The sequence below is a fragment of the Anaerolineales bacterium genome (assembly GCA_015075725.1).
Classification (GTDB): Bacteria; Chloroflexota; Anaerolineae; order Anaerolineales; family Villigracilaceae; genus Villigracilis.
The window spans coordinates 4370344-4396003 of the sequence record JABTTV010000001.1 but is presented as its reverse complement, the minus strand read 5'-3'; the positions used below and the strand labels follow the sequence as shown (position 1 = coordinate 4396003).

Below are 25660 nucleotides of genomic sequence, written 5' to 3'. Positions count from 1 at the left end.
TCTCCAGACTTTCGACCTTCAAACGACGGGAGTCGTTGGAGTCCGGTTTAAAATCAAATTGACCGATTCCCTCCCTCTGCGGTAAAATAATGCGCTTATCCGACTCAGAACACCCATCCCATCGGGGATTGTGTAATCATCTCAAGGAATAGGAAGATCGTAGAATGACAAAACGAACGTATCAGCCCAAGATCCGCCGCCGCGTGCGCGTGCATGGTTTCCGTTCGCGCATGGCGACTGCCGATGGGCGCGCCGTCCTCAAGCGCCGCCGCCTGAAGGGACGCCATAAACTTACTGTTTCAGCAAACAATCACGTCAAACGGACTCGCTGGTAATTCTCCAGCGTTCGTCGCGGAGATATCATGAGGCGCGGGTGCAGAGACGATTTCGACTGTCCCGGTCTGAAGATTTCAAGCGGGTGCGGCGGACCGGCAAGTCTTATGCCCATCCGCTTGTTGTATTGGTGGCGCAGGCTAATGAATCAAGCGGTCATTTAAAGGTCGGCATAGCGGCGGGTAAGATGACGGGAACCGCTGTCCATCGCAACCGTGCGAAGCGTCTCCTGCGCGAAGCGATGCGGACTCTCATCCCTTCCATCGCCCTTCGACAAGCCCAGGACAACGCCTCCGGCTGGGACCTGATCCTGATCGCCAGACCCGCGCTTGCTTCTGCAACCCTGGCAGACTGCCGCTCCGCTTTGATGAGCCTCCTCAAACGCGCCGGACTTCTTCTCCCAATAGATGAATCCTGAATTCGACGAGCAATTCCACCTGCACGATTATTCCCATGAACCGCAGCTGCGCGATATGCCCCGGACGATTGGGAATCTTCCGCGCATCTTCCTGCTGGCTTTGATTCGTCTGTATCAAAAACTCATTTCACCAGGTCTGCCCGCCAATACCTGCCGCTTTTATCCGTCCTGTTCGCACTACGGTTACCAGGCGGTTTATAAATACGGCGCATTGAAAGGTTCTTTCATGGCGGCCTGGCGGGTCTTGCGTTGTAACCCTTTCAATCCCGGCGGGTATGACCCCGTTCCATAGGAGTACGAATTTTCGATGCCAAAAAAGATTTCCTTTATTGCGTTTGCGCTGTTCGCAGCCGTTTTCCTGGCTGGCTGTACCGGCCCAAGCGCATGGCCAGGTCTGGCTGCCAGCGATAAAGTGGCGTACCTGGCGCACACAAATGCGGTTTTTGCAGTGGATGTCAACACCGGGGCGGAATTGTGGCAATTTAGCGTAAGCGGCGGTTTCCTGGGATCGAATCCCAGCCTTTTCGTCACGACCCCTGTGCTCACAGAAGATGAATTATTGATCGTTCCCGACTCGGGTAACAAACACACCCTTTACGCCCTTGATACCAACGACATAACCTCCGACAAGGCTCCGAATATCGCCTGGACCTTCTCAGACGTGAAGGGACATTGGGTTGCGCCTCCCCTTGTCGTGGATGACCGCCTGTTTGCCCCGAACTCAGACGGCAACGTCTATGTCCTCGATTTGACGGATGGGAGATCCGAGAAGAGCGCGATCGAAAAGATCGAACTTTCCGGCGGGTCGGAGACCAACCGGCTTTGGGCACAACCCGTCAGCGATGGCACGCGCATCTTCGTGACCTCGCTCGATCACCGCATCTTTGCGATCAACCTGGAATCGTATGCAATCGAATGGCAGCACCAGCTCGACGCTGCCGTACCAGGCGCCCCCGTCCTCGGCGCAGACGGCATGTTATATGTCGGCTCGCTTGCCAGCAAACTGGAACGCTTCGACCCTGCCACCGGCGACCATGAATCAGTCAAGGATACGAACGACTGGGTGTGGGGGACCCCGGTGACCGACGGCGATAATTTGTATTTCGGCGACGTGGCGGGATATTTTTATTCGTACAATACCAAAACAGGCGATTGGAATTTTGACCCGATTCAACTCGATGGCGCGATTACCGCCAGTCCGCTGATCGTGGACGATCGGATCATCGTAGCCACCGAGTCTGGCGACGTCTATTCCGTGCTTAAAGATGGATCCGATTTCGAGGTGTGGTACCGTCCCGACCAGGAAGGGAATGTCTATTCCACTCCGGTGGTTTCTGGCGAATACATCCTTGTGGCATACCTGCAATCAGACTACTACTTCGTTACGCTCGATCGCGACGGCGATGTGAAGCGGACCTTTCCCGAAAAATAAAGAGATTGACAACTTATGAAGAATCCAGGCAATCAAACCCAGCAAGCGCAATTACCGGAAAATCCAGCCGAACTTCTCAAGGGTTCGTGGAAAACGTTCCTGGTCATCGGTGTTTTGTTCGTGGCGTTCACCAACTTCAACTTCATCATCGACCTGATGATCAACATCATGATCTTCATCTACGGGCTGGTCGGGCGGAATTTCGGGCTGGCGCTCATTCTGTTTACCGTGTTGATCCGTGTCCTGACATGGCCCCTCAACGCTCAACAGATGAAGGGTCAGCAAGCCATGCAGGAACTCCAGAACGACAAGGAATGGATCGCCGTCCAGAAAAAATACGCCAAGGATAAGGAAAAACTGGCGCAGGAACAGTTCCGCATCCAGCGCGAGCGCGGGGTCAATGTCTTCGGCTCCTGTCTCCCGATGCTCATCCAGTTTCCCATCCTGTTTGCGCTCATTCCCGCCATCAATTATGCCATCGGTTCCGGACCGCTCAGTATCTTGAACCTCTCGCGCCGGTTGTATGATTTTCAGAATGCCGCAGAGCTTGTGCCGCTCAACAGCAAGTTCCTGTGGATGGACATGGGACTGCCTGAGCGAACGGAGATATTCGGTTTTGCCATCCCCGTGCTTGCGTTGATCGTGGCGCTGACCACCTACCTGCAGAGCAAACTCACCATGCCCCCGTCGGCGAATCCCAACGACCAATCCGCGCAGACCGCCAAAATCATGAGCATCCAAATGCCCATCATGCTCTTCCTCTTCTCGGTCAATTATGCCTCCGGATTGTCGATCTATTTCATAGCAAGCAACCTGCTCGGCATCATCCAATATGCCGCTACCGGGCGCGTCAACTGGCGCAGCCTGCTGCCTGGCGGCGATAAAAATCCCCCGGCAAAAAAATAGGGAGGCTCTATGAATGAGCGCACTACACTCGAAGTTATCGCTCCGTCCGTTGAGGAAGCCATCCGTCAGGGTCTCGACCAACTTGGTCTGACCGCCGATGCGGTTTCAGTGGAAGTGTTGGATTCCGGCTCGAAGGGATTGTTCGGACTTGGCGGCCGCCAGGTGCGGGTGAGACTTTCGGTAAATCCCCCGCCCCAACCCGATCGTCCCGCATCAAAACCGGAACCGAAACCTGTTCCGCCTAAAAAGGCGGAGTCCAAGCCGAAAGCGGCTGAACCCAAACCCAGGGTCGAGAAGAAGACTGTGGAACAAAAACCGGCACCGCAAAAACCTGAAACAAGGAACGGGGTAATCGAGCACGACCCGGTTATAAACATTGCGGAGGATGTGGTCTCCAAACTAATTCATCACATGGGCTTGACGGCCCAGGTCTCGGCTCATTACGATGAAATGGACAACGGCGAGCACCGCACCATTTTGGTGGATGTGCGCGGCGACGATCTTACGGCTCTCATTGGACGCCGCGCTGAAACGCTTACGGCATTCCAGCATGTGGCTTCCTTGATCGTCGGTAAGCAGTCCCAGCAGTGGGTTCAATTGATCGTGGATGTGGAGGGGTATCGCGCCCGCCGCGAAAAACAAATTCGCCAGCTCGCAAACCGCATGGCAGACCAGGTCACAAAGACCGGGCGCAAAGTGACGATGGAGCCCATGCCTTCGGGCGAACGGCGTGTCGTTCACATCGAACTGCGCGGGCATCCCGCCGTCAAGACCGAAAGCACCGGAGAGGAACCGTATCGTAAAGTGGTTATTCTGCCAAAAGAATAATCAGATCGTGTACGAAAGGCTATGGACCGTGGATGTATGTCTGCGGTCTTTTTTATCGCCTGTTGTCCATCGTCTACCGTCCGCCCTCACGGTATAATTCGACCATGCCTGAACTTTACCCTGTGGATTATCTTCTTGTCGGTCATGCGGCACTGGATGTTACGCCTGCAGGACATCAGCTCGGCGGAACGGTAAGTTACGCCGCATTGACGGCAAAGGCAATGGGCATGCGCGTGGGTGTTGTGACTTCGGCAGGGAAGGATGCCCCGCTCGATCTGCTTGATGGGATTCAGATTTTAAACATCCCAACCGAAACAAGCACGGTGTTTGAAAATTTGAAAACCGGGAATGGAAGAAAACAGACGCTTCATCATCGCGCGGCATCGATCTCCTTTGAGGATATCCCCCAGGTTTGGCGGACTGCTCCGATCGTCCATCTCGCCCCCATCGCTCAGGAAGTGGATGCGAACATGGCGGGGAAATTCCCGAATTCGTGGGTGGGAGTCACTCCGCAAGGATGGATGCGGGGATGGGATGAAAAAGGTTCGGTGGATGCAAAAGCCTGGGAAAACAGCGATCAGGTCCTCGGTCGGGTGGGAGGCGTGGTGTTGAGTCTCGAAGACATCAACCGCGATCTCGAACTTGTCGAATGGATGGCGCATCACACAAATCTGCTTTGTGTTACCGAAGGGGACCAGGGCGCGGTGATGCACTGGCATGGCGACCGCAGGCGGTTTCGTCCGCCGCAGGTCGATGAATTGGACGCGACAGGCGCGGGAGATATTTTTGCGGCGGCGTTCTTCGCCCGCTTCCACCAAACGCGCGATCCGTGGGAGGCGGCTCGATTTGCCGTGCATCTCGCCGCGCATTCGGTCACGCGCACCGGGCTGGGTGGGATCCCGACAAGGGCAGAGATCGAACATTGCAAGATGGAGGTTTTATCTTGACGAAGGTTTATACGCTCGTGAATCAAAAGGGCGGCGTGGGCAAGACCACGACCACCATCAACCTTGCGGCATATCTTGCCAGGATGGGACTGCGCGTGCTTGTGGTCGATCTCGACCCGCAGGCAAACGCGACATCCTGCCTCGGCGTGGATAAACTCGCTGTGGAGAACAGCACGTACGAAGCCTTGCTCGGCGATGAAGATATATTCCCCTACATTTTATTGAACGAGCGTTTGAAATTATCCCTTTTGCCTTCGTCACCGGCGCTGGCTGGCGCAGAGGTGGAACTCGTCGATGAACTTGCTCGCGAGTCGCGTTTGCGCAGAGCGGTATTGAAAGTGGCAAGACGCTTTGATTATGTTTTGATCGATTGTCCGCCTTCGCTCGGATTGCTGACCGTCAACGGATTGATGGCGGCGATGGACGGCGTGATCGTGCCGGTGCAATGCGAGTATCTTGCGCTGGAGGGATTGGGGCAGTTGACGGAAACGCTCGAGCGCGTCCGTTCGGCTCTTTTCCCTGAACTGAAAGTGCGCGGCGTGGTGCTGACGATGTTCGACAATCGGACAAACCTATCGACCGACGTGGTGCGCGAGGTGAACAAGCACTTCCCGAACCAGGTCTTCAAAAGCATCGTTCCGCGCAGTGTCCGTTTGGCGGAGGCGCCATCGTATGGGCTTCCCATTTCTGAATACGCGCCGCATTCTCCCGGAGCACAGGCATACGAGGCACTGGCGAAGGAATTATTGAAAGGCGATAAGAATTAAACGCAAATCGTCACGAGGGACCCAAAGGAATACCTTAGCGACGCATTTTGACCCTTCGTGTTTGAAAAGGTAGAAAACATGGCTCAACGAAAAGGTCTCGGCAAAGGTTTGGATGCGCTCATCCCCGGCGGGAAGTCTTCCATCCCGCTCGCCAAAGGCGGGCATGGCGGCATTCAGCAGGTGGCGGTGGAAGCCATCAAACGCAACCCGCGCCAGCCGCGCGTGCATTTCAAGGAGGAAGAATTGGACGAGTTGGCATCGTCCATTCGGGAACATGGGGTCATCCAGCCGTTGATCGTCTCGCCGAAGAACGACGGCACGTTTATCCTGATCGCGGGAGAACGCCGCTGGCAGGCTGCGCAGCGCGCCGGGTTGAAAACCGTCCCTGTGGTGACGCGGCAGGCGAGCAACCAGGAATTCCTCGAACTGGCGTTGATCGAGAACGTTCAGCGGGCAGATTTGAACCCGATGGAGGAAGCCGAAGCTTATCATCAACTGGCGGATGACTTCGGTCTCTCACACGAGATGATCGCCCGCCGCGTCGGCAAGAGCCGCGTGGCGGTGACCAATACCATGCGCCTGACAAACCTTGCGGATCCGGTCAAACAGGCATTGGTGGACAACAGAATCACAGAAGGTCACGCCCGCGCCCTACTCGGGCTTTCAACACAAAAAGCGCAGACGTCCGCGTTGCAAACCATCATCAATCTCTCTCTGAGCGTGCGCCAGGCGGAAGAACTCGTCCGCAAGTTGACGGGGCAGAGGCCGGTGAAGGTCAGGAAGTTCATTCGCAATGCTGATGTATCGGATGTGGAAAAACGCCTCCAGCGCAGTCTTGGGACGAAGGTCACGCTCAAGCACGGCAAGAAGGGCGGGACCGTGACGATCTATTATTATTCAGACGAAGAGTTGAATGCGCTGTTGAAGAAGATGACGTAAAATATGAAACTCCTCTATAACGCGGACATCCACACGCTCGATTCAACCGCTCCACGCGCCTCGGCGATCCTCATCGCCCGCGGGCGGGTCATCGCCGTGGGGGATAGGGATAACCTCGAAAGCCTCGCTCACGGCAAGGTCGAAAAACATGATATGAAAGGAGCGACCATCCTGCCGGGATTAACCGACGCGCATCTCCACATGCAGCATTATGCGCTGGGATTGTCCAAAGTGGATTGCGAGACAAAGACGAAAGATGAATGTCTGAACCGCATTGCGGAACGGGCGAGATCGTCAAAGCCCGGCGAGTGGGTGTTGGGACATGGCTGGCAGCAAAATGATTGGGATGGCAATTTCCCGACAGCCGCCGATCTCGATGTCGTCTCGCCGAATAACCCTGTGTATCTCACCGCAAAATCGCTCCATGCGGCATGGGTGAACACAGTTGCGCTGAAACTTGCGAACATCACCGATGAGACGCCAAACCCGAAGGATGGTGCCGTTCAACGCGACTCGAAGGGTAAAGCCACCGGAATTCTGCTCGAAACGGCCATGGCGTTGGTCAGCTCCATCGTCCCGCAGCCAAGCCCCGGCGGGATCGAGGCGGCCATGGAATATGCCCAATCCGTTTTATGGAGAATGGGCATCACGGGCATCCACGATTTCGACCGGCGGGATTCTTTCATGGCATTGCAATCATTGAATGCGAAGGGCAAACTAAAAATACGCGTATGCAAGAACATTCCGGTGGAAAGCGTCGAGCAGGCGAACGACCTCGGTTTGAAAAGCGGCTTTGGCGATGACATGCTTTGGATCGGCTCGGTCAAAGCCTTCATGGACGGCGCGCTCGGTCCGCGCACGGCGGCGATGTTCCAACCGTATGAGGGCGAGCCGGACAATAAAGGAATTCTTAACATGGACGGCGAAGAACTTTTCGAACACGCCCGCAAAGCGGCTGATGTGGGTCTGAGCATGACCGTCCATGCGATCGGCGATAAAGCGAATCATGAAGTGCTTAATGCCTTCGAGCAATTGAGAAGATATGAAACACAAAACGGTCTGCCGCATTTACGCCATCGCATCGAGCATGTGCAGGTCATTCATCCCGACGATGCGCCGCGTCTTGCGAATCTCGATGTCGTTGCATCCATGCAGCCCATCCATGCCACATCCGATATGCACGCCGCGGATCGTTACTGGGGCGAACGCTCCAGGCTCTCTTATGCCTGGCGGACTCAATTGAATTACGGCGCGCTGCTGGCTTTTGGATCGGATGCGCCGGTGGAGTCTCCCAATCCATTTTGGGGATTGCACGCCGCGATTACCCGGCAGCGTGCCGACGGCTCTCCCTCCTCCGCTGGCTGGTACCCCGAACAAAAATTGACACTCGCCGAAGCCTTGTCGGCATATACCTCCGGCGCCGCCTATGCCGCCTATGCGGAAGACCGGCTTGGCAAACTTGCCGAAAATTATCACGCCGACCTGATCGTCCTCGAAGAGGACCCGTTTGAAATCGACCCGGCGAACCTGTTGACAATCAAGCCTTCTGCTGTCATGATTGATGGAAAATGGGTCGTCGGCTGACCTATCTGGATGATGCAGTATGGAATCGAACTTGCCAAAATTATCCCCTGAGATGCTCGTTCCCCGGTTGGGCGAATACCTCGTCCAGAAAGGGTTGATCAATGAGATCGACCTTTTGCGCGCTCTTGCATATCAGCAGGATGCGGCAGAGAAGGGCGGACAGGCTTTGTTGGGGCAGGCGTTGATAGAGATGAAGCTGCTCAACCGGGAAACCCTGGACCAGATCATCACCGAGCAGATCATCCAACTGCGCACCGCTTTGCAATCTGCCAATAGAAATCTCGAGCAGCGCGTTCGCGAACGGACGGCCGACCTGAACGAAGCCATGAACCGGCTCTCCGAACTCAATCAGATGAAGGCGAACTTCGTGTCGAACATCTCCCACGAATTACGCACACCGCTCACGCACATCAAGGGATATATTGAATTACTGGTTTCGGAATCGCTCGGCAAGATCACGGACGAACAGAGGCACGCCCTCACGGTCAGCCAGCGCGCGACAGGGAAACTGGAGGATATGATCGAAGATCTGATCATGTTCTCGCTTTCCTCCCGCGGGGAAATGAGCATGAAACTCGATAGAGTGGATATCCGCCGCATAGTGTCGTTGGTGGCTGTAAGCGCGGCGCGCAAGGCGGAAGATCGCGGCGTAAAATTGATCGTGGAAGCGCCGGATGGGATTCCCTTCGTTCAGGCAGACGGGGAGAAGATCGGCTGGGTTGTGGGGCAATTGCTCGATAACGGGATCAAGTTCACCCCGTCGGGCGGAAGCGTTACCGTCTCTCTTGAAGGGGAGGGGAAGAACTTAATCCTTGTGGTTGTCCGGGACACGGGGATCGGGATCCCGCAGGGACGGATGAACGAGATCTTCGAGCCCTTCCATCAATTGGATGGATCTCCGACACGCCGCCAGGGCGGGACCGGTCTGGGATTATCGTTGGTGAGGCAGATCATCGAAGCGCACGGCTCCCTGCTCGATGTTAAATCCACAGAAGGCAAAGGCACTTCTTTCAAATTCCCGCTGTTGGCTATTCGCGATTGAGCCATGGACAAGGGCACGCTTTCAGAATTACACCGCATTTTCCAGGAGGTGCAATCGAAGCCGGATATAAAATCCGCGTTGGATGTCCTGTTCCTTTCCATGCGGAGTTTCTTTGTTTTCGACAATGTCGCCATCTACCTGAGCGACCGAAAGACGCGCGGCTTGGATATCCTCTATGCCCGCGCCATGGGACGGGGAAAGACCGCAGAAGCAGATGCGGCCTGGGGGGAGGTCGCGGCGAACGATGTCATCATGAACGAACACATGGTGATTCACGGTCCCAAAAAAGGCTCGAGGAATGATGATCGCATTTCGCAGACCTACTTGTTGGGAGTACCTCTTTATATCGGTTCGAAGCTGCGAGGCGCTTTGTTATTTGTCCGCTTTGGAGGACCGGAATATTCGGATGTCCACATCCATATCGCGTCGCTTCAGGCGGTTTGGACCTCAGCCCTGATCGAGCACAAGGAACTTCAGGAGGCGCGCAATGAATTGGATTCCGTCCAGAGGCAGATGCGCCTGCAGGATGATTTCGTTTCGACCATTTCGCATGAATTGCGGACCCCCCTTGGTTTTATCAAAGGTTACAGCACAAGCCTCCTGCGCCAGGATACGAAATGGGATGAAGCCACCCAGCGTGAATTTTTGACGATCATTGATGAAGAGACAGACCGTCTTGCGAAATTGATCGAAGACATGCTTGAGTCTGCCCGCCTGCAAAGCAAGACCATCCAATTCAAATTCTCTCCCATTCGGCTCGATGCTCTCGTGCGCGATGTTGCCTCCCGGGTGCAGATGCATCACCCGCGCCTTGTTGTCGATCTGCAGCTAGAACCTGTCCCGTCTGTTCTGGGGGATGGGGTGCGCCTCTCGCAGGTGTTCGAAAATCTTTTCAGCAATGCCATTAAATATGCTCCCGGCACGAAGATCACGATAGGCGCGAAGGCTGTGAATGGAAAAGTCAGGGTGTCCTTCACCGACGGGGGCGAGGGCATCCCGGAGGAATTCATTCCTTTCCTGTTCGAACGTTTCTACCGCGTTCCGGGCGAGCGCACGGTGACCGGCACGGGGTTGGGGCTTTATATTTGCAAGCAAATTGTTATGGCGCATCATGGTAATATTTGGGTAGAGTCAGTGTTGGATCGCGGGACGACCTTCTATATCGAACTGCCTGCCAATCCGGCGCTTTGACCCAAGCAATCAACCTTCAAGGAGTCACCCTATGGCAAAGCGTATATTGATCGTCGACGATGAACCTCGATACCTGCGTCTCCTGGAAGCAAACCTGCGTACCGAAGGTTACGAGGTGGTCACCGCCCAGGATGGGATGCAGGCGCTGGATGTGTTTTCTGCAAATCCGATCGACCTGGTGTTGATGGATGTCATGATGCCGCGGCTCGATGGGTTTGGCGCCACCCAGCGTCTGCGTGAATTCACCAACGTGCCTATCGTGATCCTCACCGCGCGCGGCGAGGAACAGGACAGGGTGCGGGGTCTCGACCTCGGCGCGGATGATTATCTTGTCAAGCCGTTCTCTGCCACCGAGCTGTTGGCGAGGGTGAGGGCGGTTCTGCGACGGGCAACTACTACAAGCGATGCGGGCCAGGTGCGGTTCTTTACGCATGACGATCTTAAGATCGATTTTGCCCGCGCAGAGGTCTGGCGCGGTGAGGAGCCTGTCTCCCTCTCCGCCACAGAATACAAGCTCCTGCTGCACTTTGCGCATAACGTCGGCAAGATTCTCACATCGGAGGAACTGCTGACGAATGTATGGGGGGTCGAGTACAAGAACGACAAGGAAATATTATGGGTGAGCATCGCACGCCTGCGCCAGAAACTCGAGAAGGATGCTCACACCCCCCGGCATATTGTCACGCGTTCCGGTCTGGGATACCTGATGCCCCCCACGGAAACGTGATACCCGCGCATGACGACGGGCATGCGCACGGAAAAGGCCATGCCTCAAAAGAAAATTTTAATCGTCGATTCAGACGCAGCAAGCAGTAACTTCATAGCAAGAAAATTACATGATCTGGGATTTGAAATCCTTCAGGCCGGGTCGGGCAAGGAGGGATTGATCTCCGCGTGGCGCGACCATCCGGATATGGCGGTCATCGATCCGGCATTGTCCGATCTGAGAGGGGAGGATCTGGCATCCAAACTTCATAACGATCCGCGTACCAGCCATTTACATTTGGTGGCGCTCAGCAGCGACCATAATCCTGCCCGAATCAAATCCTGCCAGGATGCGGGGTTTAGTGATTACATCACCAAATCCGGGCAGGCAGTCGCCCTGCTGGGAGATGCTGTCCGGCGGATATTTGGGATTTCAGGGGAGTCAATGAAAAAGGGCGGCTTGATGATCGTCTTTCTCAGCGCAAAGGGCGGTACAGGTACATCCTCCATTTGTGCGAATATGGGCGTGGAGATCTCCAAACTCAATCCGGATGCGCGTGTTGCCGTTGCGGATCTGGTATTCCCCATCGGTTCGATTGCCCCGATCGTGGGATACGATGGGGATGAAAATATCGTCACCCTGGCGGAGCGATCCGCGCTCGAAACTTCCCCCGATTTTCTCAAACATGCCCTGCCTGTGATCGAGCAATGGCGCTTCCACCTCATGGCAGGTTCGCCTGACCCCGAACAGAGCAATCAACTGAATGTGGAACGCATATGGGATATGATCTCCGGGCTGAAAGCCGCCTATGACTTCGTTCTTGTGGATATCGGGCGTTCACTGTCGAAGATCACTCTTCCGCTGATTCAGAATGCCGACCTTGTCGCGCTGCTCATCAGCACCGATGTAAGCACGATCTCGCTCACCGGAACCATGCTGAATTATTTGAAAACAAAGGGAGTGAAAGGGGATTCGGTTTATACGATTCTCAACCGACACGCCGGTTTGGAAGGATTGAGTAAACGGGAAGCGGAAAACATCCTTGGTGTAACGGTCAATGCCGCGGTCCCCTATCTCGATACCAACCTCGCGTTTGCGAGTAGCCAGCACCGACCTTATACGTTAAAATTCCCGAATGATACCGCGTCCATTATTTTTCACGACACCGCCGGTGAAATGGCTGCCCTTGCCCGCAAGATACGCGGGGGATAAGCCCGCCCCGGCGGCGGGAGAATGCCATGACAATCGAATATGACGAAAAAGGGAAATACTTTACCAATGTCATTCATAAGATCCCCATACCGTCGGTCATACAAACCACTTCAAATCTTGTGCGCGGGTTTGTCCACGTTCGGCAAAACGAACGATATAAGGATGAACTCGAGAATGGCGAGCAATTTCTTGCAGTCACCGATGCGAAGGTGACAGACCCGGCCGGGAACACGATCTTTTCGAGCTCCTTTCTGGCGGTACAGAAGAACCAGATCGTTTGGATCATGCCCCTTTCCGAAGAGCACACACGGGATTCGAACTCATGAATGCTGAGCGAGGGAATGCCCCGCAGCGACTGACCGGGCAGGACCTCATCCGCCTGAAAAAATATCTGGCGGATACCCTCCTGCGCGCGCTGGAAATCGAGGGTGTGGAAGCGTCCATGAGAGGCAACTTTATTACACAAAATATAGGACGCGCATTCGAGTCAACCCAGTTGAGTTTGCCTGAAGACCTGAAAAAGGATATTTTCCGCCAGGTACTGAATGACCTGCTCGGGTACGGTCCTTTACAACCGTTATTGGACGATCCGGATATCTCAGAGATCATGGTCAACGGACCGAAAAAAGTCTTCATTGAGAAAAAGGGTCGATTGATAAAAAGCGAAATTGCATTCGATGACGACGATCACGTCTTGCGGATCATCGAACGGATCATCCTGCCGTTGGGACGCCATATCGATTTCGACTCGCCGACCGTCGATGCCCGCCTGCCCGACGGTTCGCGCGTCAATGCCGTTGTGCGCCCCGTTTCGATCGACGGGCCCTCCATCACCATTCGAAAATTCCACAAGGATAAACTGGGTGTCGAAGACCTGATCAATTTCGGCTCGATCACCGCCCATATGGCAGAGTTCCTGGGAGCCTGTGTCAAAGCTCGATTTAATATCCTGATTTCAGGCGGGACAGGCTCCGGTAAAACCACGCTCTTGAACGTCGTCTCCGGTTTTATTCCCGAGAACGAACGAATCATCACCATCGAAGACGCCGCTGAATTGCAGCTTCAACAAGACCATGTCATGCGCATGGAGACGAAACCCCCCAATGCAGACGGATTGAATGCTGTGACCATCCGCGACCTTGTAAGGAATTCCCTGAGAATGCGTCCCGACCGGATCGTAGTGGGTGAGGTGCGCGGCGGCGAAGCGCTCGATATGCTTCAGGCAATGAATACCGGTCACGACGGATCGTTGACGACCGTCCACGCCAATAGCCCGAGGGATGCCATCTCCCGGTTGGAAACACTGGTCTTGATGGCGGGGATGGAACTGCCCCTCAAGGTTGTGCGGCAGCAAATCTCCTCTGCAGTCGATTTGATCATTCAACAAACGCGCCTCAAAGACGGGAATCGCAAAGTAACTGCCATCACTGAGGTGGCGGGAATGGAAGGCGATGTCGTTGTTCTGACCGACATATTCAAATTCAACCAGACAGGCGTGACCGAGGACGGAACTGTCCTGGGCGAGTTGAAGCCTACGGGTATCCGCCCCCTCTTCACCCCGAGGCTCGAGGCGGCGGGATACAAGCTCGGTCCCGAGATTTTCATGAAAGGCAAGTCCCCAGACCCGCCGACAAGACGTTGAACCACTCTGCTATAATAGGATTCATTCTGACGAGGTATCATGACGAATGCTCAAATCACCCTTCGGGAAAAAAAATTAGGCTTGCTGATACGGGATGCCCGCATGGCAGAGCGGCGCAGTATCAAGGAATGCGCCGATGCCATCGGCGTAAAACCCGGTTTGTTTCGTGCGTATGAAGAGGGGCGCCGCGCACCCTCCCTGCCCGAATTGGAGGCGCTGGTCTTCTTTCTGAAAATTCCAATTTCGCAATTCTGGGGCAACGAAACGGTTTCAGACTCGCCCGCACCCCTTGCACATGAAGACGTTACCCGCTTGATCGCCCTGCGGCATCGCATGATCGGCGCGTTGATCCGCCAGGAGCGTACCAACGCGAACATGTCCATCCGGCATTTATCCACCGAAACGGGCATCTCACAGTCCCGCTTGAAGGCATACGAACTGGGAGAGAAAACCGTCTCGGTTCCGGAACTGGAAAGCATTCTTCTCGTGATGGGCAGCCGCATCGAAAACTTCTTCGACCAGAGCGGCCCGGTGGGCGAGTGGATGACAAGTCAGCAAGCCATGCAGAAATTCATGGAACTCCCCAAAGAACTGCAGGAATTCGTCTGTCAACCCGTCAACCGGCCATATCTCGATCTCGCTGTGAAACTATCCAGCATGTCCAGAGATAAACTTCGCTCGGTTGCGGAAGGGTTGCTGGACATTACCCTTTAATCACCATGACCCTTGATCCCGCGCAATTCGATGCCAGGGGCAAGAAAGCCTTTGCAGAAAAAAGATTTCTCGACGCCGTGGAATATTTTCGCCAGGCAGCGGAGGGATATACGCTTGGGCGGGCTGGCTTGCTTGCCGCCGAAATGCGCAATAACATGAGCGTGGCTCTATTGCAGGCGGGCAAGCCTCAAGAGGCGCTTGACGCAGCGCTCGACACGGATAAAATTTTTGCTAGCGGGAACGATGTAAAACGTCAGGCAATGGCATTGGGGAATCAAGCCTCCGCGCTCGAAGGGCTACACCGCTACGACGAAGCCATCGCCTTATACGAACGATCTGCTGAGCTGTTCTCAAGCGTGAATGAAGGCGACTTGCGCGCCATGGTATTGAAGTCCGCTGCGGGATTAAAGCTCAAGGCAGGCCGGATCACCGAATCTGCATTCAAAATAATGGGCTCAGTGGATGCGAAGCAAAACCCGACTTTCTTCGAACGCATCATGAAGTTCTTTCTGCGAATCATCAAATGATCGGTGTCAGCCTGCAGATTCGCCGCGCGGTCTCTAGGGATCACCGCCAGATATCCAGCCTGATCTTTCACGAATCGAATACGCATCGCCACCTCGATTGGCGCACCGCCCTCGAATGGATTGGAGAGCGTAATTTTTGGGTCCTCGAGGATCGCGATACCCTCCTTGCCGCTTTTGCATGTCCCGAAGAACCGCCAAATGTGGCCTGGATTCGGCTCTTCGCTTATGATTCGCTTCTTTCCGGAACCGAAGCCTGGTCTGCCCTGTGGGAATTTGCCTGCACCGAAATCTTCACTGCCAATCCTGAAGTGCAGGTCGCATCTATTGTCACCAAGCAGTGGTTTCAAACGCTTCTGGTCGCCAGCGGTTTTGTTCCAAACTTGGACATCGTCATGCTCGAGCTGAAATTGGAAGATTACCTGCCTCCCAGCAGTACGGGGAAATATCGCATCAGACCCATGCGGGAGGTTGACCTGGATGAAGTGGCAGAGATCGATCTCGAGGCGTTCGGGCCTTTTTGGCATAATCCTGTAGACTCTCTGTATCGTGCCCGGAGCCAGTCCATTTGGGCGACCGTCGCTGAAGACGAGTTCGGGTTGATAGGGTATCAGATCAGCACGGGTAACCCGTTTGGGGTTCACCTTGCAAGGCTCGGCGTCCGGCCTGATGCGCAGGGCAGGGGAGTGGGATCTGCTTTGGTGAGCGACCTTGTCCAAAATTCCGGGGTGATCGGATCCGGGCGATTATCGGTCAATACGCAGGAGGATAATATCGCCTCTTTGAAGTTGTACAAGAAATTGGGGTTCAAGCGTACAGGCGAGCATTATCCGGTTCTTGTTCATTCCATGAGGAGCGGGGCATGACTGCGATCTTGACGTACGGATTTGCAGTCCATTGGAGCGCCTCAATGCGAAATTATGATCACCATTGGAGCATGATATGAAACATCAGGAATCATTCAGGAAAACCCTCGACGGTCTGGATTTATTCATCCAAGTGTGGGAACCACAGGTGGTTTCAACGCGTGCTGTGGTGTTGCTCGTGCATGGACTTGGAGAACATACTTCGCGGTATGCCCATGTTGCTGAAGCGCTGGGAAGGGAGGGATTTGTTCTCTTCGGCTTTGACCTGCGAGGTCATGGCCGTTCCGGCGGCGAGCGCGGACATATTTCATCCAGCGAAGAATACTTGACTGATATTGATCAAATATTGGTAGAAGCGCGGTTACGTTATCCGGGTAAGCCAATATTACTTTACGGACACAGCCTCGGGGGCATCATGGCGTTATATTTTGTCTTGAAACGCAAACCGGACATGAAAGGCGTGATCGTCACAAGCCCCGGCTTGCGGACGGCGCTTGAAAAACAACCGAGCAAGATACTGCTGGCAAAAGTGCTGGGTTCGCTTTTCCCGAAAATCGCCATTCCAAGCGGACTGGACCCAAAGATGCTCTCCCGCGACCCGTCGGTTGTGCAGGCTTACATCAACGACCCTCTTGTGCATGATAGGACCACGCTTGGTTTTGGGAAGGTCATGCTTTCTGTGATTGCATGGACGCTGGCTCATGCCGGGGAATTCTCCCTGCCGCTTTTGCTGATGCATGGCAAGAGTGACCAACTTGCGTACCCATCCGGGAGCATGGATGTTGCCTCTTCTTTGAAGGACCGCGCCACCCTGGTGCTTTGGGAGGACCATTATCATGAGATCCATAACGAACCGGATAAGGCCGAGGTCTTCAAGACCATGACGATGTGGATGGACGCCCGCTTGCGTGAGGAATAAGATAAGAGCGGTTTAACCCATTTCTGGACAAAATCATTTGGGCGTGGGAAAATCCTGCGACAACTCATTATTCGCTTTTAACAGCGCGTTTTCCCAGGCGCAGATCAGGGTTGTATATTCAAAACATTAATCATCGACAGGAGTGATATGAACAACAAAGAAATGAGCAAGCGGCAAGCCCGTAAGGATCAGATGAGGCGCAAGGAAAGGCGATCCCGGCTGTTGGCAGTTGGCTTGATTACGCTGGGCGCATTATTTCTCGCCTTCTTGATCATCTATCCGAACTTGAAGCCGATCGAAGCGGTAATACCGGCACCTGAGGTCAGCCGCCCGAACACGGAGTTCAATGCGGCGGGCGATCCGGAAGCGCCGATTACCATCACGGAGTATTCCGACTATCAGTGCCCGTATTGCAGGCTGTTCTATGAAAATACCGAACCTTCGCTGATGGATCAATACGTGGCAGACGGAACGGTTTATTTTGTTTATAAATCAGTTGGAGCTTTCATCGGACCCGAATCCAAAGCGGCCGCCGAAGCTTCTTACTGTGCCGCCGATCAGGGTAAATTCTGGGAGATGCATGACATCCTGTTTGCGAACCAGACCGGTGAAAATGTCGGTGCGTATAGCGAGCGGCGCCTGGAAGCCATGGCGGACGAGCTTGATCTCGACCGCTCCCTATTCGATGACTGTATGTCTTCGGGGAAATACGATGAGTTGGCAGATCAGGATGCGGCAGACGCTACCGCGGCGGGCATTCAGGCAACCCCGTCGTTCATTCTTACCTATGAAGTGAACGGAGAGACAAAAACGCGGGTCATCCAGGGTGCTCAATCCATAGATGTATTTGCCCAGGAGATCGAGGCCGCCCTTGCGGAAATGGGACAGTAAAGTTTTTCTGATGAAAAGCATGACTCACCCGGAAATTTAGGTTTCTTGGGTGAGTTCGTTTTTAAGAGGAAATGGGACACGGATTAACGCTGAAAACGCGGATTTTTTATTCCCTTTCCGAGTTCACCTGCGTCGTCCGCATCCCAAATTAAATTCTGGTTTAATTATGTTTTGTTTATCAACTTTCCTGTAATGCAAAATAATCTGTAAGAGAGCGTTTGGAAATTGTAATTTCGAGTGGCACTTTGCGCCACGAGAAATCTTATTTGCGCAAATCCAAGATTTCTCCTCGCTATCGCTCGTCGAAATGACAAAAATAACGTGTTATAAGGCACAAAACAGGATTTATAAAACACTCTCTAAGGATACGCTGGCGAAATTTTTACTTCGCGGCGCTCTGCCTGTTGACAATACCCTGCTGCCAGGCATAGACCGCGGCTTGCGTTCGGTCGGCGAGATGCAGTTTGCTCAATATGTTACTGACATGCCCTTTGACCGTATTCTCGCTTATGACGAGTTTTTCAGCGATCTGGCTGTTCGTGAGTCCGTTTGCGATCAATTTCAACACATCGGTCTCACGGTCGGTCAACTCGGTAAAAAGCGGCTGCTCCTCGCCGTTTTCGCCGCGGATATTCTGGAGCACGCGCGAAGCCACAACCGGATGCAAGGTCACTTCACCCTGCACAGCTCTATGGAGGACTTCCACGAGTTTGTCCATTTTCATGTCTTTGAGAATATAGGAGATCGCGCCCGCCTTTAATGCGGGGAAGATATGCACATCCTCATGATAGGATGTCAAGACCACCACCTTGGTGCGCGGGCTGATCTGCCGGATGCGCCGGGTGGTCTCGATCCCGTCCATGCCGGGCATGATCAGGTCGAGAAGGACGATATCAGGGATCAATTCCGAGACCATGCTCAACGTTTCCTCACCGGAAGACGCTTCGCCGACCACTTGAAAATCGGATATCTTTTCCAGGTACGAACGAATCCCGCTTCGCACCACTTCGTGGTCGTCTGCGATCAATATACTCACACGATGATGTTTCATTTCAAAACTCCTGTCGGTGTGGCTTTTAGTGAAATCTGAATGAAGATTCGGGTTCCCTGCCCCGGCGCGCTTTGTACCTGGAATGTGCCGCGTATGCTGCTGATCCGCTCGCGCATGGACCGGAAGCCGAGCCCGGTTGCCTTCTTGTTGACGTCGAAACCGCACCCGTCGTCTGCCATGATGACCTGAAGCAGGTCGTTATTATAAACCAGTGAAAGATCCACCCGTTTCGCGCGGCTGTGACGCGAGACATTCGCAAGCGCTTCCTGGATGACGCGGTATACTGCCTGCTCCAACTCGAGCGGAAGTTCGCGTTCGTTCTGAATCGTCAGGTTGATCACGGCATCGTTTCTGTTTTCCCACTCGAAGACATATTCCCGCAAGACAGCAGGCAGGCCCTTTTCCTGCAGGGCGATCGGATAGATTTCCTGAATAAGGAAGTTCAATTCCTGGATCACCTCATAAACGAGGTTTTCCGCCTCGTTCAAGTGAGGAGAGGTGCCAAGTGGGGTGGCTTTTGCCATGACATTGATCGTACCCAACTGCGCAAGAGCGGCAAAGGCTTTCTGTTTGGCGCTATCATGTAGGTCACGGGCGAGGCGATTCCGTTCCTCCATGACGGCCAATTCGCGGGTCTGGTCGAATAGCTCCATGTTGGCGATTGCCATCGAAGCCCGGTTCACCAGCGCTGTGAACAGGCGGATGGAGTCTTTGGTCAGGGCGTTGGGGCGGGTGTAGGCCACATTGAAAATGGCAACGACCCGCTCGTCCACAATGATCGGGAAATGCGCAAAAGATTGGATCCCTTCCCGCTCGACAACCGCACGAATATCCTCCCGAAGGTTTGCGGGATCGATATCCGCGATGACCACTGCATCGCCCGTGTTCATTGCCTGTCCTATCATGCCTTCGTTCCGATCGAAGACCAACGCATCGAGAGATTCCGGTTGAAAACCCTGACTGACGCGCGGCACGACCTTGTGCCTGGCTTCATTCCATGTAAAGACCACGCTTCGGTCCGCCTGAAGCATGGAGACGGAAACGTTCACCAGAGTTTGAAAGATGTGGTTCAGCGTCACGCTGCGGATGATTTTTTCATCGGCAAGATAAAGCGCTTCGATCTCGCTGTTGCGTTTTTCAAGGTCGGCGGTGCGGAGTCTTACCAGGCGCTCCAATTCCCGGTTGCGGCTCTCCACCCGCTTCACCCGCCAGCGAAGTCCGCCCGCCACCATTGCTCCGAATGCCATGATTAACAATCCGCCGAACCACCACGTCTCCCAGAACGGCGGCACAACGACCACCTCGATGGGCTTTTCTATCTCGCTCCAGGTGCCGTCGCTGTTCGTTCCGCGCAGTCTCAGGGTGTATGTTCCGCCGGGAAGGTTTGTATACCGGCCGTTGCGTTGACCGCCGATCTCGATCCAGTTGGGGTCGAACCCTTCGAGCATGTAGGAGTATTTATTCTTACCCGGTTGTTCGAATGCGAAAGCGGCAAACTCGAATTCGAAGGAGTCGCGCGGCCATTGCAGGACGATGCGCTCCATGTATTCTGGCGTTTGCTCTCCGGCAAACGGTTCGCCGTCGACTGTGACGGCGGTGAGAGCGACGTTCGGCTGGTAGGGATTGTCCTTGATCTCACGCGGCTGGAAAACGTTCAACCCATTGATCCCGCCGAAATACATCTTTCCCTCGCTGTCCCTTGCAAACGCGTCCTGGTTGAACTCGTTGCTTTGCAAACCGTCGGACGCGGTGAAGTTGCGGAAGGTCAGTGAGCGCGAGTCGAATCTCGATAGCCCGAAATTGGTGCTGAGCCAGAGGTTTCCTGAATCGTCCTCCAGAATGCCGTAGATCACATTGTTGGGCAGCCCTTCGTTCTCTGTGAAATGCGTAAATGTCTCACTGGCGATGTCCAGACGGTTAAGCCCTCCGCCATGAGTGCCGATCCATAATGCGCCGCCTGCATCCTTGTAAAGACAAAGGATGGCGTTATTGCTCAGGGAGTTCCGATTGTTGGGATCGCTTCGGAAGTGAGTGACGATCCCCTCGTCCAGGTCGATGCGTTTTAATCCGTCGTCGAAGGTTCCCACCCAGAGATTTCGGTTCCCATCCTCGATGAGGTATGTAATGTTAAATGGGGCGGTGTTTTCGGATCCGCCCTCGCCGAGGATGAATTCCGTAAAGGTATGTGTATTGCGGTTGAAGAGCATCAAGCCCAGGTTCGTTCCCACCCAAAGTTGTTTGCTCGAGTCTTCAAAAATTGCGGAGACGGAGATGTTTGCGCTTTCAGACTCGCTGGTCGGTTCGGGCTGATAATGGGTAAATCTGCTTGTGACCGGGTCGAACTGGTCTAGCGCAACGCCTGTCCCGACCCAAAGGGTCCCGCTTGAATCCATGTAGAGTGCATTGATCGAATTATCGCTTAACGACGCGGGGATACCCGGGTTGCTGACGAAGTGGGTGAATTTTTCCGTGGCAGGCTCGAAGCGATTCAAGCCATTATCCAACGTGCCGATCCAGACCCTGTCCTTTTCTTCTGCGAGAATGGCAAGGATAAAGTTGCTGTTAAGGCTGTTATCGTCGTTGGGATTGTGTCGAAAATATGCAAACCGGTCCTGTTGGCGGTTGTATTTGTTCAATCCGCCGCCAAAGGTCCCGATCCATAACACTCCGCTCCTATCCTCGTAGATCGATAAAACCTGATTATTGCTCAGGCTGTTCGAAATCCCGGGCTGGCTTTGGTGATGAATGAATTTGCTGCCATTCTGGTCGAAACGGTCGAGTCCCTTGTTTGTGCCGATCCATAAACCACCTGTTTGGTCAATGTGCAGGGAGTAGACGATATTCCCTGCCAGACTGAATTCCTTGTACCGCGAGTTCTCGAAACGCCTGAACGCGTTTCGAGATGGATTGAATTGATTCAAACCGTTCGCTGTGCCGATCCAAATGCTGCCATCGCGCCCCTCGGTTATGCTCAGAATCCTGTTACTGCTGATGGTCTGGGAATCGTTCCTGTTGTGACTATATACTTTGAAGGTGCCGTTTTGCGGGTCATACACGTTCAAGCCGCTTGTGCCGGTGCCGATCCAGAGCAAGCCCTTCGAGTCTTTGTAGAGCACACGGATGTTGTTGCTGCTCAGACTGCGGTCATCTGGCGGAGTGTCTTCGGAGACATGGAAATGGGTTAACTCCCCGGTTTCGAATTCCAGAAAATCTAGGCCGTTATCCGTGCCGATCCACAAACCGGTCTCATCGAGACACAGGCTATGAATGGAATCACTGGCGATGGTTCCGTCATCGGAGTCTTCATGGAGATAGTACTCGAACTTCCCGCTGACGGGATCGTAGCGATTTAATCCGCCCTGGCGCGTTCCGATCCATAAATATCCCCGTTGATCCTCCACCAGGGCAGAGATGGAACGGTCGTTCAGGCTGGCTGGATTGTTCGTATCAGGTTTGAAAACGGTAAACGAATAACCGTCGTAGCGGTTCAATCCGTCATCGGTGCCGATCCATAGGAACCCCTTGCGGTCTTGCATGATCACATTGACCACACTTTGAGAGAGTCCCTCCTCGAGGCTGATCTGATCGAAGCGGATATTCTTCCCGTAAGGAATGAACGTATCCTCTGGATCAGGATCAGGAACCGGGTCCGGAATAGAGGCGGTGGCTTCAGCCTCCTGCGTTGGCGCAGGGATGACCGTCCCGCAGGCCTGCAACACAAGCAGAAGGGGAATAACAAACCAGAGAATCCGGAACTTTTTCATATCACCATTATTATAAGCAATTTATTTGCGGCCAATCGTTGTCGGCTCCCACTCCGGGAGGTCTGATGCCCCCTTCCCCGGGGTGGTTTTTCGCTGATGATTTGGTTGGATTTGATTCCCCGCGAGGTTGAAACAGACCCATCCGAATTCAGGGGCGAATACGATTGCATAGATGCATGACATTTCCATCATCGTTCTGTAAGATGGATGCATGCGGAAGGTTTTCCTCCAAGAAGAAAAAACCGCAGTCGAGAAGGAGGCGGAACGCGGGTCGATGACCGGCTTCCGCCTCCTGTCCAACCGAAGCAAGGAGGTGCGTGCTGACCTATCGAAACATTCCGAACGACCGTTTTCAAAATCCAATAAGGAGTATAAGAGAATGAAAGTAAAAAACGCTTTTAAAGCCCTCAGCCTGCTCGTCATCCTCGGCTTGTTGCTGGCTGCCTGTGCACCCGCAACGGAGATGCCGCAGGAACCTGCCACTACAGGCGAACCCGCAGCAACCGATGCACCCGCGGCGGAACCCACGGAAGAAGTTCCTACCACCGAACGCCAGGGTGGCTGGCTGGATGAGATCGTATTTTCGGTCGTTTCATCTGATTCGGCCGTCTCACAATTGCAGGCTGGCGCGATCGATTTTTATTCCTTTAACTTGTCGTCGAATTCCCTTCAAGAGATCAAGGATGCCGGATTGAATTACACCCAGTCCTACGGCGGGAATTACGGCATGAGTCTCAATCCGGCCGTCTTCGACGATGCCACCCGCCTGAATCCCTTCTCGAACAGCAAGATCCGCGAAGCGATGAACTGGTTGATCGACCGCAATTACGTCAACCAGGAAATTTATGGAGGCGGCTCACTTCCCAAACTCCTGCCGATCACTACGCAGTTGGTGGAATACACCAACCTGGTGGAGACGGCTCGCGCCCTCGAGACAAAGTATGCGTATGATCTCGAAAAAGCCCGCACGCAGATCGCGGCAGAAATGGAAGCCATGGGCGCTGCCCTCGGCGATGATGGCAAGTGGCAGTTCAACGGAGAGCCCGTAACCTTGATCTTCCTCATCCGTTCCGACGGCGACGGTACACGTCAACCGATGGGTGATTATGTGTCGAACCAATTGGAGGAAGTCGGTTTTACGGTAGACCGCCAGTACAAGACATCCTCTGAGGCTTTCCCGATCTGGCTTGGCTCTGTCGCTTCAGAGGGTCAATGGAATTTGTACACCGCCGGTTATCTTCCTTCCGGTTTGACCCGCGATGAGCGCGGCAACATCCAGCAGTATTACCTGCCCACCAGCGTGCAAGCGAGCGAGCCTTTTATCTCCAATGTGGCTGACCCGGAACTCCAGGATCTCGGCGACGACCTTGCCCAGGGTAATTTCAACACCAAGGAAGAACGGGATGAGATGATGGCGCGCGCGCTCGAACTCGCGCTGGAAGATTCCCTGTTCGTATGGGTGGTGGATCAGCTCGTATATGCTCCGTACAACACGAATGTCTCGGTAACCTATGATCTGGGCGCGGGATACGAAGCGGCATTCCTCGGCAACTACAACCTTCGATTTGTGGATCAAGAGGGCGGCACGATGAATGTTGGCACGAATGACCTCTTCACCCAACCCTGGAACACAATCGCCGGTAGCAACTGGGTCTGGGACTCCAATATCATGCGCGCCACCAGCATGGGCACAACGAGCGGCGGGAGTTATTCCTCCGGCGCAATGGGCGACCCGTATACGGGGCTTGCCTGGCCTCATCGCTTCGAGAGTGCGTCATTGGAATATCAAACCGGTTTACCCATTACCGACAACAATCTTGGCTGGATGGACGTTCAGGAAGTGGATGAGATCCCGGTTCCTGAAGACGCCTGGGTGGATTGGGATGCGACTTCCCAGACCTTTATAACCGCCGGTGAAAAATTCCCGGATGGCGTCACTGCCAAGACCAAAAGCACGGTCGTTTACCCGGCTGACCTGTATGAGACGGTCAAATGGCACGACGGAAGTCCGATCTCTGTTGCCGATTTTGTGATGACATTTGCCATCTTCCTCGACCGCGGCAAGCCTGAGAGCGCTGTTTACGATGAATCTGCGGCTCTCTCCGTGGATGCTTACCTTCCTTCCTTCAAAGGATGGCGCATTACCTCAACGGATCCGCTGACCATCGAATACTATTCGGACGCCTACGCCGCAGACGCGGAGTTGAATGTTGCGCCGCTCTGGCCCAGTTCTCCAACCGGACTCTCCGGCGAAAACAACTGGCAGACCTTGGCTGTTTCCAATCTTGCAGAAGCCGCTGGCGAATTGACCTACTCATCCGATAAAGCCGACGCGTTGAAGGTCGAGCAGATGAGTTGGGTGGGCGGTCCGAGCCTGGAGGTTATGAAGAAGTATCTCGACCAGGCGCAGTCGGAAGGATTCGTTCCCTATGAAGCGACCCTAAGCCAGTTTTTGACCCCGGAAGAAGTCGCTTTGCGGTATGAGAACATGTCGAAGTGGTACGACGATCACGGTCATTTCTGGGTCGGAACAGGTCCGTATTATCTCGACCAGGTCTTTACCACCGAGAAATCGCTTGTGCTCAAGAACAACACGGAGTTCCCGGACTTTGCCGACCGCTGGTCTTCGTTCAAAGATCCAAAGCGCGCAACAGTCGTCCTTGACGGACCAGGTCAGGTGACAGCCGGGCAGGAAGCGTCATTTGATGTGACCATCAACTTCAAGGACGATGCCTATGCCAACCAGGATATCAAACAGGTCAAGTACATCCTGTACGGCAGTGCGGGTGACGTGCTTGCTGTCGGCGACGCGGAAGCTGTGGGTGAGGGGCTGTTCCAGGTCGCGCTGGATGCGGATGCCACATCCAAACTCGAGACGGGCTCTGCCAAGCTCGAAGTGGCGGTCGTCCCGATCCCGGTTGCGATTCCCGCTTTCACTTCCTTCGAGTTCGTGGTCGTGAAATAAGTTCCTTTGCAATTCAATC

General features: G+C 54.2%; 24 protein-coding genes. 22 read left to right on the top strand and 2 right to left on the bottom strand.

The window, feature by feature from the left end; genetic code table 11:
- Positions 1–164 precede the first annotated feature (164 nt).
- From rpmH to HS100_20995, 21 genes are all read left to right on the top strand, one after another.
- A complete protein-coding gene (rpmH, locus tag HS100_21095; GenBank protein ID MBE7436426.1) occupies positions 165–335 on the top strand; it encodes a 50S ribosomal protein L34 in 171 nt (56 codons plus the stop codon).
- Positions 336–373: 38 nt separating this feature from the next.
- A complete protein-coding gene (gene rnpA / locus HS100_21090) occupies positions 374–751 on the top strand; it encodes a ribonuclease P protein component (GenBank protein ID MBE7436425.1) in 378 nt (125 codons plus the stop codon).
- Between the two features lie 55 nt (positions 752–806).
- The gene (gene yidD / locus HS100_21085) at positions 807–1043 is read left to right on the top strand and encodes a membrane protein insertion efficiency factor YidD (GenBank protein ID MBE7436424.1); all 237 of its coding nucleotides are present in this window, start codon (positions 807–809) and stop codon (positions 1041–1043) included.
- Positions 1044–1058: 15 nt separating this feature from the next.
- On the top strand, positions 1059–2183 hold the full coding sequence (locus tag HS100_21080) for a PQQ-binding-like beta-propeller repeat protein (GenBank protein MBE7436423.1): 1125 nt from the start codon (positions 1059–1061) through the stop codon (positions 2181–2183).
- 15 nt (positions 2184–2198) lie between these two features.
- Entirely contained in the window at positions 2199–3089 is an 891-nt protein-coding gene (locus HS100_21075) for a membrane protein insertase YidC (protein ID MBE7436422.1), read from the top strand.
- A gap of 9 nt (positions 3090–3098) precedes the next feature.
- Positions 3099–3917, top strand: coding sequence for a Jag N-terminal domain-containing protein (locus HS100_21070; GenBank protein MBE7436421.1), 819 nt, complete (start codon positions 3099–3101; stop codon positions 3915–3917).
- A gap of 104 nt (positions 3918–4021) precedes the next feature.
- Positions 4022–4864 carry a ribokinase gene (locus tag HS100_21065; GenBank protein ID MBE7436420.1) on the top strand — a complete coding sequence of 281 codons (843 nt, stop codon included), beginning with the start codon at positions 4022–4024 and terminating at the stop codon, positions 4862–4864.
- On the top strand, positions 4861–5631 hold the full coding sequence (locus HS100_21060) for a ParA family protein (protein MBE7436419.1): 771 nt from the start codon (positions 4861–4863) through the stop codon (positions 5629–5631). Before HS100_21065 ends, HS100_21060 begins: the two co-directional genes overlap by 4 nt.
- Before the next feature lie 78 nt (positions 5632–5709).
- Positions 5710–6570, top strand: a complete 861-nt coding sequence (locus tag HS100_21055; protein MBE7436418.1) for a ParB/RepB/Spo0J family partition protein — start codon at positions 5710–5712, stop codon at positions 6568–6570.
- 3 nt (positions 6571–6573) lie between these two features.
- Complete coding sequence (locus tag HS100_21050; GenBank protein MBE7436417.1) at positions 6574–8154, top strand: amidohydrolase; 1581 nt, start codon at positions 6574–6576, stop codon at positions 8152–8154.
- A 19-nt stretch (positions 8155–8173) separates the two neighbouring features.
- Positions 8174–9196, top strand: a complete 1023-nt coding sequence (locus HS100_21045) for a hypothetical protein (protein MBE7436416.1) — start codon at positions 8174–8176, stop codon at positions 9194–9196.
- Positions 9197–9199: 3 nt separating this feature from the next.
- Positions 9200–10387 (top strand): HAMP domain-containing histidine kinase, encoded by a 1188-nt coding sequence (locus HS100_21040; GenBank protein ID MBE7436415.1) that lies wholly within the window; start codon positions 9200–9202, stop codon positions 10385–10387.
- Between the two features lie 31 nt (positions 10388–10418).
- The gene (locus HS100_21035) at positions 10419–11114 is read left to right on the top strand and encodes a response regulator transcription factor (GenBank protein MBE7436414.1); all 696 of its coding nucleotides are present in this window, start codon (positions 10419–10421) and stop codon (positions 11112–11114) included.
- Between the two features lie 39 nt (positions 11115–11153).
- A complete protein-coding gene (locus HS100_21030; GenBank protein MBE7436413.1) occupies positions 11154–12305 on the top strand; it encodes a response regulator in 1152 nt (383 codons plus the stop codon).
- Between the two features lie 26 nt (positions 12306–12331).
- Complete coding sequence (locus HS100_21025) at positions 12332–12631, top strand: hypothetical protein (protein MBE7436412.1); 300 nt, start codon at positions 12332–12334, stop codon at positions 12629–12631.
- Positions 12628–13947 carry a CpaF family protein gene (locus tag HS100_21020; GenBank protein MBE7436411.1) on the top strand — a complete coding sequence of 440 codons (1320 nt, stop codon included), beginning with the start codon at positions 12628–12630 and terminating at the stop codon, positions 13945–13947. The genes HS100_21025 and HS100_21020 overlap by 4 nt, the downstream gene beginning before the upstream one ends.
- Before the next feature lie 39 nt (positions 13948–13986).
- A complete protein-coding gene (locus HS100_21015; GenBank protein ID MBE7436410.1) occupies positions 13987–14661 on the top strand; it encodes a helix-turn-helix transcriptional regulator in 675 nt (224 codons plus the stop codon).
- A 5-nt stretch (positions 14662–14666) separates the two neighbouring features.
- Positions 14667–15188: a hypothetical protein gene (locus HS100_21010; GenBank protein ID MBE7436409.1), complete on the top strand. Its 522-nt coding sequence runs from the start codon at positions 14667–14669 to the stop codon at positions 15186–15188.
- A complete protein-coding gene (locus HS100_21005) occupies positions 15185–16051 on the top strand; it encodes a GNAT family N-acetyltransferase (protein MBE7436408.1) in 867 nt (288 codons plus the stop codon). The genes HS100_21010 and HS100_21005 overlap by 4 nt, the downstream gene beginning before the upstream one ends.
- Positions 16052–16127: 76 nt before the next feature.
- Positions 16128–16970, top strand: coding sequence for an alpha/beta hydrolase (locus HS100_21000; GenBank protein ID MBE7436407.1), 843 nt, complete (start codon positions 16128–16130; stop codon positions 16968–16970).
- 147 nt (positions 16971–17117) lie between these two features.
- Positions 17118–17861, top strand: coding sequence for a thioredoxin domain-containing protein (locus HS100_20995; protein MBE7436406.1), 744 nt, complete (start codon positions 17118–17120; stop codon positions 17859–17861).
- A gap of 382 nt (positions 17862–18243) precedes the next feature.
- On the opposite strand, the gene HS100_20990 is transcribed toward HS100_20995, so the two are convergent.
- Both HS100_20990 and HS100_20985 read right to left on the bottom strand, forming a co-directional pair.
- Complete coding sequence (locus tag HS100_20990) at positions 18244–18912, bottom strand: response regulator transcription factor (GenBank protein ID MBE7436405.1); 669 nt, start codon at positions 18910–18912, stop codon at positions 18244–18246.
- The gene (locus HS100_20985) at positions 18909–22676 is read right to left on the bottom strand and encodes a GAF domain-containing protein (protein ID MBE7436404.1); all 3768 of its coding nucleotides are present in this window, start codon (positions 22674–22676) and stop codon (positions 18909–18911) included. Before HS100_20985 ends, HS100_20990 begins: the two co-directional genes overlap by 4 nt.
- Positions 22677–23055: 379 nt before the next feature.
- Here HS100_20985 and HS100_20980 point away from each other — a divergent pair, with 379 nt between their 5' ends.
- The gene (locus HS100_20980; protein ID MBE7436403.1) at positions 23056–25641 is read left to right on the top strand and encodes an ABC transporter substrate-binding protein; all 2586 of its coding nucleotides are present in this window, start codon (positions 23056–23058) and stop codon (positions 25639–25641) included.
- Positions 25642–25660 lie beyond the last annotated feature (19 nt).

Bases quoted from the DNA above. Each gene is read 5' to 3' on its own strand.
- rpmH (MBE7436426.1), top strand. From the start codon at position 165: ATGACAAAACGAACGTATCAGCCCAAGATCCGCCGCCGCGTGCGCGTG.
- yidD (MBE7436424.1), top strand. From the start codon at position 807: ATGCCCCGGACGATTGGGAATCTTCCGCGCATCTTCCTGCTGGCTTTG.
- HS100_21080 (MBE7436423.1), top strand. From the start codon at position 1,059: ATGCCAAAAAAGATTTCCTTTATTGCGTTTGCGCTGTTCGCAGCCGTT.
- HS100_21075 (MBE7436422.1), top strand. From the start codon at position 2,199: ATGAAGAATCCAGGCAATCAAACCCAGCAAGCGCAATTACCGGAAAAT.
- HS100_21070 (MBE7436421.1), top strand. From the start codon at position 3,099: ATGAATGAGCGCACTACACTCGAAGTTATCGCTCCGTCCGTTGAGGAA.
- HS100_21065 (MBE7436420.1), top strand. From the start codon at position 4,022: ATGCCTGAACTTTACCCTGTGGATTATCTTCTTGTCGGTCATGCGGCA.
- HS100_21055 (MBE7436418.1), top strand. From the start codon at position 5,710: ATGGCTCAACGAAAAGGTCTCGGCAAAGGTTTGGATGCGCTCATCCCC.
- HS100_21050 (MBE7436417.1), top strand. From the start codon at position 6,574: ATGAAACTCCTCTATAACGCGGACATCCACACGCTCGATTCAACCGCT.
- HS100_21045 (MBE7436416.1), top strand. From the start codon at position 8,174: ATGGAATCGAACTTGCCAAAATTATCCCCTGAGATGCTCGTTCCCCGG.
- HS100_21040 (MBE7436415.1), top strand. From the start codon at position 9,200: ATGGACAAGGGCACGCTTTCAGAATTACACCGCATTTTCCAGGAGGTG.
- HS100_21035 (MBE7436414.1), top strand. From the start codon at position 10,419: ATGGCAAAGCGTATATTGATCGTCGACGATGAACCTCGATACCTGCGT.
- HS100_21030 (MBE7436413.1), top strand. From the start codon at position 11,154: ATGCCTCAAAAGAAAATTTTAATCGTCGATTCAGACGCAGCAAGCAGT.
- HS100_21025 (MBE7436412.1), top strand. From the start codon at position 12,332: ATGACAATCGAATATGACGAAAAAGGGAAATACTTTACCAATGTCATT.
- HS100_21020 (MBE7436411.1), top strand. From the start codon at position 12,628: ATGAATGCTGAGCGAGGGAATGCCCCGCAGCGACTGACCGGGCAGGAC.
- HS100_21015 (MBE7436410.1), top strand. From the start codon at position 13,987: ATGACGAATGCTCAAATCACCCTTCGGGAAAAAAAATTAGGCTTGCTG.
- HS100_21010 (MBE7436409.1), top strand. From the start codon at position 14,667: ATGACCCTTGATCCCGCGCAATTCGATGCCAGGGGCAAGAAAGCCTTT.
- HS100_21005 (MBE7436408.1), top strand. From the start codon at position 15,185: ATGATCGGTGTCAGCCTGCAGATTCGCCGCGCGGTCTCTAGGGATCAC.
- HS100_21000 (MBE7436407.1), top strand. From the start codon at position 16,128: ATGAAACATCAGGAATCATTCAGGAAAACCCTCGACGGTCTGGATTTA.
- HS100_20995 (MBE7436406.1), top strand. From the start codon at position 17,118: ATGAACAACAAAGAAATGAGCAAGCGGCAAGCCCGTAAGGATCAGATG.
- HS100_20990 (MBE7436405.1), bottom strand. From the start codon at position 18,912: ATGAAACATCATCGTGTGAGTATATTGATCGCAGACGACCACGAAGTG.
- HS100_20985 (MBE7436404.1), bottom strand. From the start codon at position 22,676: ATGAAAAAGTTCCGGATTCTCTGGTTTGTTATTCCCCTTCTGCTTGTG.
- HS100_20980 (MBE7436403.1), top strand. From the start codon at position 23,056: ATGAAAGTAAAAAACGCTTTTAAAGCCCTCAGCCTGCTCGTCATCCTC.